This window comes from Desulfosporosinus sp. Tol-M2 (genome assembly GCF_059735615.1).
Genome location: NZ_JCAIJG010000045.1, coordinates 1 through 8,432, shown reverse-complemented (window position 1 = coordinate 8,432; position 8,432 = coordinate 1). Strand labels below are relative to the sequence as shown.

The 8,432-nt window shown below is 44.1% G+C and carries 12 protein-coding genes; 1 reads left to right on the top strand and 11 read right to left on the bottom strand.

The genetic code is table 11. The annotated features are described in order from the left end of the window. The 8 genes from AC6I5A_RS02965 to AC6I5A_RS02930 all read right to left on the bottom strand — a co-directional run. Positions 1–600 (bottom strand): glycosyltransferase family 2 protein (locus AC6I5A_RS02965; protein WP_034611563.1); only part of this gene is annotated, 600 nt, incomplete at its 3' end. Between the two features lie 15 nt (positions 601–615). Next, positions 616–969, bottom strand: coding sequence for a hypothetical protein (locus AC6I5A_RS02960; RefSeq protein WP_034611562.1), 354 nt, complete (start codon positions 967–969; stop codon positions 616–618). Next, positions 959–1,732, bottom strand: coding sequence for a sigma factor (locus AC6I5A_RS02955; protein ID WP_034611561.1), 774 nt, complete (start codon positions 1,730–1,732; stop codon positions 959–961). The genes AC6I5A_RS02960 and AC6I5A_RS02955 overlap by 11 nt, the downstream gene beginning before the upstream one ends. Positions 1,733–1,823: 91 nt before the next feature. After that, complete coding sequence (locus AC6I5A_RS02950) at positions 1,824–2,117, bottom strand: hypothetical protein (protein ID WP_034611560.1); 294 nt, start codon at positions 2,115–2,117, stop codon at positions 1,824–1,826. 45 nt (positions 2,118–2,162) lie between these two features. Next, on the bottom strand, positions 2,163–2,504 hold the full coding sequence (locus AC6I5A_RS02945; protein ID WP_052167855.1) for a hypothetical protein: 342 nt from the start codon (positions 2,502–2,504) through the stop codon (positions 2,163–2,165). Positions 2,505–2,506: 2 nt separating this feature from the next. Next, complete coding sequence (locus AC6I5A_RS02940) at positions 2,507–3,100, bottom strand: hypothetical protein (RefSeq protein WP_034611558.1); 594 nt, start codon at positions 3,098–3,100, stop codon at positions 2,507–2,509. A gap of 294 nt (positions 3,101–3,394) precedes the next feature. After that, on the bottom strand, positions 3,395–3,661 hold the full coding sequence (locus AC6I5A_RS02935) for a DUF6291 domain-containing protein (RefSeq protein WP_497900448.1): 267 nt from the start codon (positions 3,659–3,661) through the stop codon (positions 3,395–3,397). 120 nt (positions 3,662–3,781) lie between these two features. Beyond that, positions 3,782–4,033 (bottom strand): helix-turn-helix domain-containing protein, encoded by a 252-nt coding sequence (locus AC6I5A_RS02930; protein ID WP_034611557.1) that lies wholly within the window; start codon positions 4,031–4,033, stop codon positions 3,782–3,784. Between the two features lie 135 nt (positions 4,034–4,168). Here AC6I5A_RS02930 and AC6I5A_RS02925 point away from each other — a divergent pair, with 135 nt between their 5' ends. After that, positions 4,169–4,534, top strand: coding sequence for a helix-turn-helix domain-containing protein (locus AC6I5A_RS02925; protein WP_052167853.1), 366 nt, complete (start codon positions 4,169–4,171; stop codon positions 4,532–4,534). 254 nt (positions 4,535–4,788) lie between these two features. Here AC6I5A_RS02925 and queA read toward each other — a convergent pair whose 3' ends face one another. From queA to ruvB, 3 genes are all read right to left on the bottom strand, one after another. Then, positions 4,789–5,814 carry a tRNA preQ1(34) S-adenosylmethionine ribosyltransferase-isomerase QueA gene (queA, locus tag AC6I5A_RS02920; RefSeq protein WP_034611565.1) on the bottom strand — a complete coding sequence of 342 codons (1,026 nt, stop codon included), beginning with the start codon at positions 5,812–5,814 and terminating at the stop codon, positions 4,789–4,791. 35 nt (positions 5,815–5,849) lie between these two features. Next, a complete protein-coding gene (locus tag AC6I5A_RS02915) occupies positions 5,850–7,199 on the bottom strand; it encodes a SpoIID/LytB domain-containing protein (RefSeq protein WP_052167852.1) in 1,350 nt (449 codons plus the stop codon). Between the two features lie 112 nt (positions 7,200–7,311). Further along, complete coding sequence (ruvB, locus tag AC6I5A_RS02910; protein WP_034611555.1) at positions 7,312–8,340, bottom strand: Holliday junction branch migration DNA helicase RuvB; 1,029 nt, start codon at positions 8,338–8,340, stop codon at positions 7,312–7,314. Between the last annotated feature and the right edge of the window lie 92 nt (positions 8,341–8,432).

The following is an 8,432-nucleotide window of genomic DNA, read 5'->3' as shown; positions in this document are numbered from 1 at the left end:
CTCTACTACCATTTTTGCATTAGATAGAATAAGCGGCATTATCGCTCCGTCTTCAAGCAAAGAAATATTAAGTGGCATGCGAACACGATCAAAACAGGTTCTCCTGTATAGCTTATCTACAAGTCCGGGCATAATTTTTCCTCTTGCATAAGCTTTTATAATTTCGGCACCTTCAATCCTTCCGCTAATCGTAGCTCTAAAAATTTCAGGAAATTGCATTGGAGTTCCGTCCTGGTTTATAACTTTCATACCGCTGATTGAAATGTCTGAGCCGCTGCTCTCTAAAGTATCTAATAAGAGCTCGTAAAAATCAGGACTTATAAAATCATCCGGGTCAATGAATCCTATATATTCCCCCTGGGCCATATCTAGCCCCATGTTACGGGCAGAGGACACGCCGCCATTGCTTTTATGTATGACTTTGAAACGCTTGTATTTGCTGTCGTACCAATCGCATATTTGTCCGCTGCCGTCCGTGCTGCCATCGTCAATTAAAATGGTCTCAAAATCTTTGTATGTCTGCTCCTGTATACTATCTAAGCATTCCCTAAGATATGGAGCTACATTGTAAACAGGGAGAATAATGCTTATTTTGGGCATATATTAACCCACCCCTTATTCCTCAAATGGTATCCCGTCAACACCGTAAACAATAGGCATGAACTTTTTAAAAACAGAGTCCGCCCTTTTGTATACGGTCCGGACGCTCATATGGTGCTCCTCTGAAAACCGTCTAACGGTCATGCCCCGCTCAATATACAACTCTCGAAATATGCGGAGGTCTTCCGGTGAATGCCTGAGCCGCTGCGCTGCGCTGATAGCATAATCTATGATTTTTTGGTATTCTTCGCTGGTGTGGTAATTCATAACCATATGTTTAAGTTCTTGGAGTTTGGCTGTATACCTTCCTATTTCCCCATCCAGGAGGATTGTAAGAGATCCTCCATTTTCAAGTTTTTCATTCGTCATTTGTCTTTCCCTCCCTTGATATCATCATAATTGCAGTTCGCTCTGTTGCGCTCTGCTGGGTTTCTTTAAAACTTATAAAACCAGTTCCTTTCAATCCTTCGGAATATATATCAAAGTCTCCAAAGTCAAACATGATCTCCCTGAGCTCGTTTGCTGTACTACTTTTCCTTAACTTCCGCAATGCATTATAGTGGGCAGTCTCTGCTGTCTGCTTAGAAGAGTATCCTATGATTGACGCCGCCTCAGTTATCGTCTTATGCTCGTAAAATATGAGATACATAAGTCGCTGTGCCTTATCGTTTAAAGGTTTTAACGCATTTAGGATAGCATCCTTAGCAAAAACCGTGTAATCTGCCCTCTCTATCTCTTGGAATGGTGCTTGCGCTTGCTCGTCCTCTACAAAGGCTAATAAACTATCTTTGTCATTCTCTTTGCTCACGGGAGAGTCAAGGCTGTATGCAAGCTTAGCGGCATCTCTGCGGCTGCTCCGTATCCCAGCAACCTTTCCAAACGCCTTCCTTAAGGTGAAATCCAGGTATGTAATGTACTTGTAACCCTTTTCAGGACGATAATATTCCACGGCCTCCAGCATTGCAAAATATCCGGATTGCCGGAGGTCTTCCACATCGGCGTCACATCCTGATAAATGTCTTTCGTATTGCCTGGCTTTCATCTCTATGAATCGTTCTATTTGGTTCCATAGCTGCGACGTGTGTTCTTTCTCTCCCTGCTGGATTAGGAGAGCCAATTCTTCATTTGACACTTGAACCCCCTCCTGCTCTGCGGTATAATGGAATAAATACATATCGCCGAACAACCAAACGCAGAGCAGGAGCCGGAGGGCTCCTGTTTTTTTAGTCGTTTATGTCTCGTAAAATCTTAGATACTCTCGTTAGCTCTTCTTCTTGCAGGACTTTTTCCATAGCATCCCCGCCAACTCGGGACACAGTTTCACGGAAAAGGCTACTACATAACCTAAGTGCCTGGTTATATAATCCGTCAAGTTCATCGAATTTCAGGTCTATTTCTTCGATTGTAAGTGCCGCATCCTTAGCATTATCTACAGTTCTAAGAACGGATATGACCGGGGCTAATGATTGACTGATCCTGTGAGCCTCTTCAAAAACTTCATTGATTTTGTTGTCCATAATTTTTTCCCCTCTCTTTTTATGGTGTGACATTTGCGCAGTATATTATTTGCCGCCTGGTATTCTGTCCGGGCATTTGCCACTCATGCGGTCTATCATGGCCACTCTGGCTTCGTCTGCGGTCTGCTGCTGTGGCCTTTCCGCTTTTTCTTGTACACTGCTGCCGCCGTATATGTCCTTATAGGCTCGTTTAAACATATCGTCGAGTGTTGTCTCCGTATCCCGTCCCTCAAGAGCGGCACGATATTCCTCATCTGTGACGGACCGCATAGAATCAGCAATTGCCTTTTGTGTGTCCTCGGTCGCGGTTCCATCGTGGCGGGAAATCATCCGCGCGCGAGCCTTGTCTGCTGCCGTCTGTCTGTGTTTGGTTGCTTTTCTTCTCATGGTTATTCCCCTTTCTGTAATTTATAAATTCTACTGCTTGCGCTGCTTAAAGCCGCATCAAATGAAAAGCCGCCTTCATTCCAATTAGAGGATTGAAACTGAGCGTTGATGACTTCAAAAACCCTCTTAAGCTCTACCGCTCTGAGTTTCATTGCCACGTTTGTTTTCTGCCCCTTTTCTCTAACTATGTTGTAGAGCTCATTAAATCTCGTATCCTCTTCCGGAGATACTTTAATATCCTCCAGGAGCTCATTAAATGCCGTTCGTTCCTGTGGGACTTCCTGTAATCGTGCTTTTTCCCGTTGAAGCTCTGCCTCTCCATCAAAAGCAGCATTATGTAGAGAAGCATCAAGCTTTTTCTTTGTAACCTCCCGTATTTTCTTTTGGAGCACCTGCTCTTCCTGGTCAAGCTCAGATAGCCTCCCTTTGATAGTCATACGTTCCTGGTTAATCCTCATTTCAACCCCTGAAACATGCTCATTAAGCTCCGTAAGAGCCTTTTGGTATTTCTCCTTTCTGTTTGTTGCCTGTGCTTCTAGTTCCACCAATGAAGAAAATAAATCATGCGTTAGTGGTACAATTTCCGGTATCCTCATTTTTACGCCTCCTCGTTATTTTCTTGATAATTAACACCCATAAACCACTAAAACCGCATTCGCCAAAGGAGGAAAATGAATGTCTGGACCGGTCTCAGTGGCTTATGCCTATTAACTAAGTGCGTCCTATGGACAGTCCACCGGACAATCCGGTGGACTGTCACAAAATTTCCCCCTATAACCCCCTTATCTGTATCTTTTTCTTTCTCATTATCAGTACCATTCTCATTATCGGGTTATCTGGGTTAGTTTGGGTTTCCAATAAACCCAGTGGGTTATCTGGGTTAGTTTGGGTTAGTCTGGGTTATTTGGCGGTCTGCCGCCTTTTGAGCCGTTTTCCTGGTTTCGTTTACAAGTGGCTTCATACTTCGCCATATCTCTATCCATTTGAGCCTGTATGAAGGAAAAAGCCATTTTAACCATACCATCAAAATCCGGAAGCACTCCACCCTCTGAATAATCGAATAATGACATGAGCAATTTTCCTTTATCTTCATCAGAAAGTAATTTCAGGTGCTGGCGGTAATCATGATAGAGGATGAAGCTTTTTTTTGCGTTCACTTTTTTATCACCATCCTTGCTCATTGTAGGATTCAGTATTTTTCCTGCAATGAAAGTAAATACATTTGCCTTTATTCATCAGCTATGCTCCATTTAATTCAAAGCTGTAACAAAGTACAATTAAGCTGAGGGAGGGGTAACCGTACAATTACACTTACGCATCGGTAAGTTGCCGTCAAAAAAAATATCGCTAATCTGCTCAATAGTGAATTCCAGATTCAGAGAAATAGCTATAATCTCATCAGGTGAAAATGTTACCTTTCCAAGTTCTTTCATTGAGTATGAGCTTGGAGATTTTCCGATAACATCAGCCATATTTTCCTGTGTTTTGTGTTTTCGCATTCGGGCAAATTTGAGCTCCATAGACTTCATGTTTTCTCGCCTCCTAAGTTTCTTTATCATGATTTTAACTTACCGTTCCGTAAGTGTCAATAGGATTTTTAAAACATCACAACAATATTGATAAAGTGGTAAGCAAACGATATAATTTAATTTGGAGGGATGACCATGTTTTCATTTAGCGAAAATCTCAAGCATATCATGAATATGCGTGGAATAAACCAAAAATGGCTTTCTATTGAGTCAAATACCCCAGAGGCTACTATATCCAGGTATGTGAATGGTGTCCATAAGCCGAATATTGACATCATTGTTGACATAGCTAAGGCTCTTAATGTTTCGGTTGATTATCTTTTGGGACTTACTCCTTTTTCTGATATATTGCAAAAAACTGACCCAGAATTAAATTTTCTTATATCCTGCTATAACAAAGCATCCGAACGTGACCGTAAGATATTATGGCGCTTACTTGAAGACTATCTCAGTCCAGAGGAAAAGGACGGCATCTCGTATTTTAGCGATAAAAAAAAGTAGATTCAGCAGAGTAACAAAGATTGTAATGGATATTTTTGTAGGTGGTTTTCCTATGGAAAATCCTATGGATTGTCCGGTGGATTGTCCGGCGGACACGTGCAAAACTTTTGTATAAAAAACGGTAAAATTGATTCAATCCGGTTCAAAAACGTTCAAAAGCACAAATTTTTGTATAAATCTAAGCATTGATAAAAAGCCCCTATACCGCACGGTACAAGGGCTTTAGAGCTTCTCCAACTACTGAAAAAAATCTGTTAAACTATAAGCATGGCATCACCAAAGCTATAGAACCGATATTGCTCTTTAACTGCCACCTCATACGCTTTTAATATAAATTCGCGTCCCGCCAAAGCACTGACCAGCATAATCAGGGTTGACTTTGGAAAATGAAAATTCGTTAGTAAAACATCCACAACCTTAAAGGAATAGCCTGGAAAAATAAAAATATCCGTCCACCCAACACCTGGTACAACCCTTCCCTGATCATTCCCTACGGATTCCAGGGTCCGAACAGCTGTTGTCCCCACGGCGATGATCCGACGTCCTTCTCTTTTTGCTCGATTAATTTGCTCTGCAGCATCCAAATCCACCCTATAATACTCGGCATGCATGAGATGATCACGGATATTTTCCACTTGAACCGGACGAAAAGTTCCTAAACCCACATGAAGAAGGATTTCCACGATTTCCACACCTTTCTTCCGGAGTTCGCTCAGAAGTTCAGGCGTAAAATGCAGTCCTGCCGTGGGCGCGGCTACAGATCCTCTTTCCTGGGCATACACGGTCTGATAGCGTCCTTGATCTTCTAGTTGGGCAGTAATATACGGTGGCAGGGGCATCTGTCCGAGTGTGTCTAAAATGGTTTCGAAAACTCCTGCGTAGGTAAAATAAATCCTTCGGTTTCCGTTCTCCAAGATATCCAGCAGTTCGCCGATCAGTATTCCACTACCGAAGCGAACCCTTTGCCCCACTTTAAGTCGCTTGCCAGGTTTAACCAGGACCTCCCAGACGTTGAGTTCAAGCATCTTCAAGAGTAGGATTTCAATTTTCACCTCAGTGCCTTCTTTTTCCCCAATCAAACGCGCCGGAATAACGCGGGTGTTATTAAGCACAAGCACATCGCCTTTTTTTAAGAGAGATACAAGATCCCGAAACGTATGATGTTCTATCCTTCCACAGTCTCGATTGAGAACCATTAACCGCGAAGCATCTCTGGGGTCAACCGGGTGTTGGGCAATCAACGTTTCCGGCAAATAATAATCAAACTTCGAAACGTTCAAGCCATCATTCTCCTTTGTTATCTTCAAAAGATCCACTATATCTTCCTAATAAGCGTATTGTTATAATAAAACGATAATATTTCCTTATAGTTATACCCCAATTGAGACATATGATAAGCACCCCATTGCGACATCCCGACACCATGTCCCCAACCCCGTCCATCAAAAATAAAGACTCCGAATGGTTGGGAATCCGCACTCGGTCCAAGGGATGAACTTAAGATTCTAGATAGTAAGGGCCCCTGCTCCTTGGGATACAAGCTCGCTAAATCCGAAGCCGGAGATTCCTGAAATGCAAGAAAAACTGTTAAGCCCGATTTTTCGAACGGATCCCGGCTTGCAGCGATTTTTTGGACCTCAAAGAAACTCCCTAAAAAAGCGAACTTTTGAATTGGCTGCCCAAAAGGATAAAATTTTTTAACAAATGTCCGTGCGGTTACAGTCTTGGAAAGTCCGAAGCCATCTTCCATCCTAACACTTTTTACCCTACCGGAGGGGAATTTGTCAAGTTCAACATTTTGCACGGGTCCAAGCCCAAAGGCGGAACCCAGGACCGGAGCCGAGACTATAAATCGCCAATGATTTGCAGCGCCTCCAACTGCTTGTGAATATGGATCCGGATGAGACACATTGTTGATATCTGACTTTCCCCAGACATTTTTCGCGTCTTCCGTATATCCTCCGCTATGCGAAGAATAGAGCGCTTCAATCGGTTGCCTGCTCTGGTCGTCGACGAGAATTTCGCCCCGCGTTGCCTCAACTGCCGCTGAAGCTTCCCCCTCCACGAGCTTGCCGGCATAGGCTTGATCAATATCCGGAGAATCCGTAATCGTTTTTTTACCATTCTCAGTATGTTTAACCAAGAAGGTCCGCGCAGCTACTGCTTGTGCTTTAAGCGCTTCTGACCCGCCATTAGACCATTCATTGCTCATTTCAATAGGCACAACGCCTTTCAGGTAGTCTTCACGATCCACTCTGTTGACTAACTGCCAATGACTGTTCTGCCAACTTAGGTGTAAATCCCCGCGATAAACAGCTGCCTGAGCCCCTGGTGTTTTAACCCTTAGGCTGCCTGGGTTGATTCCCTTGATTTCCAAAACGGACCCCCTGAAGACTTGAAATTCCTCATGGTTAATCCTGAGTACCGGGGCCCACCCTCCCCAGCCCACTTGGAGGCTGGAACCCGCTGGAAACTTGAGGATTGTTGTATCCACAATTAGACGATAATCCCCTTTTTCAACCTCGATTTCCACCCACCCTGCCTGGCCCAGCTTCCACACAAGCTCAACCGAAATTTCCTTCGCTTGGCAAGTCGCAGCCTGGATCAGGACCAGGATCAATAAAGCCGTACACAAAAATGGTAACCGATACATACTCCGGGTCATGCTCAACACCAACCTTCTTACACCAATCGGAAAGTATTACTGCCGGGTAAGTTTGCTTAATGTTCAGATTACCCTTTTCCCTCCGCTTATATGCTCTAAACTGTTTCTATTCCTAATAATCAGGAAAAAGTCCGCTGTCAGCCCGATTCTGGGGGATAGTGAAGCCTAAATGTTGATACGCTCTCACTGTCGCCATGCGTCCCCGTGGAGTACGTTGCAGAAATCCCATTTGAAGTAAAAACGGTTCGACAACATCTTCCAGCGTCACTGACTCTTCCCCAATGGTCGCCGCGAGCGTTTCCAAGCCAACCGGGCCTCCGGCAAAAACTTCAATAATGGTCTTTAACGCTTTCTGGTCAATCTGATCCAAACCCACAGGATCGACTTCCAAGCAATTCAGCGCTTCCCGGGCTATCGTTTGGGTAACTACACCGTCTTCCCAAACCAAGGCGAAATCCCTAACTCGTTTTAACAGACGATTGCCAACCCTTGGCGTTCCCCGGGAACGTCGGGCTATTTCTGACGCGCCGTCATCGGTTATATCCAATCTCAAAATACCTGCCGCTCGAAGCACAATTTCTTTTAAGTCCTCAACTTCATAGAATTCCAAACGACTAATAACCCCAAAACGGTCACGTAAGGGCGACGTCAACTGTCCGGCGCGGGTTGTGGCCCCTACTAACGTAAACGGGGGCAGGGACAAGCGAATTGAACGGGCACTTGGACCTTTTCCAATCATGATATCTAAACATCCATCTTCCATGGCCGAATAAAGGATTTCTTCCGTCGTACTGTTCAAGCGGTGGATTTCATCAATAAATAGCACATCCCGAGGCTCTAAGGCAGTAAGGATAGCTGCTAAGTCCCCAGGCCGTTCAATAGCCGGACCGGAAGTCGTACGTATACTTACGCCCATTTCCGCAGCAATAATATTTGCCAGCGTAGTTTTCCCTAAGCCGGGCGGTCCATATAATAAGACGTGATCCAAAGCTTCTCCACGGGTGGAAGCGGCTTGAATAAAGATACTTAAATTTTCTATAATTTTTCTCTGCCCAATATAGCCACTCATCCGGCTAGGTCGAAGTACTTCCCCTTCCTGATCTGTAAATTGTTCCTGGGGAGCAACCAGACGCTCTTCCATTTTCAAACCCTCATCTCGAATCCATCAATATTTACCCGCCAACTCCAACCTAGATCTAATTCTCCTTAGGCGTTGAATCTCCTCCTCAAATA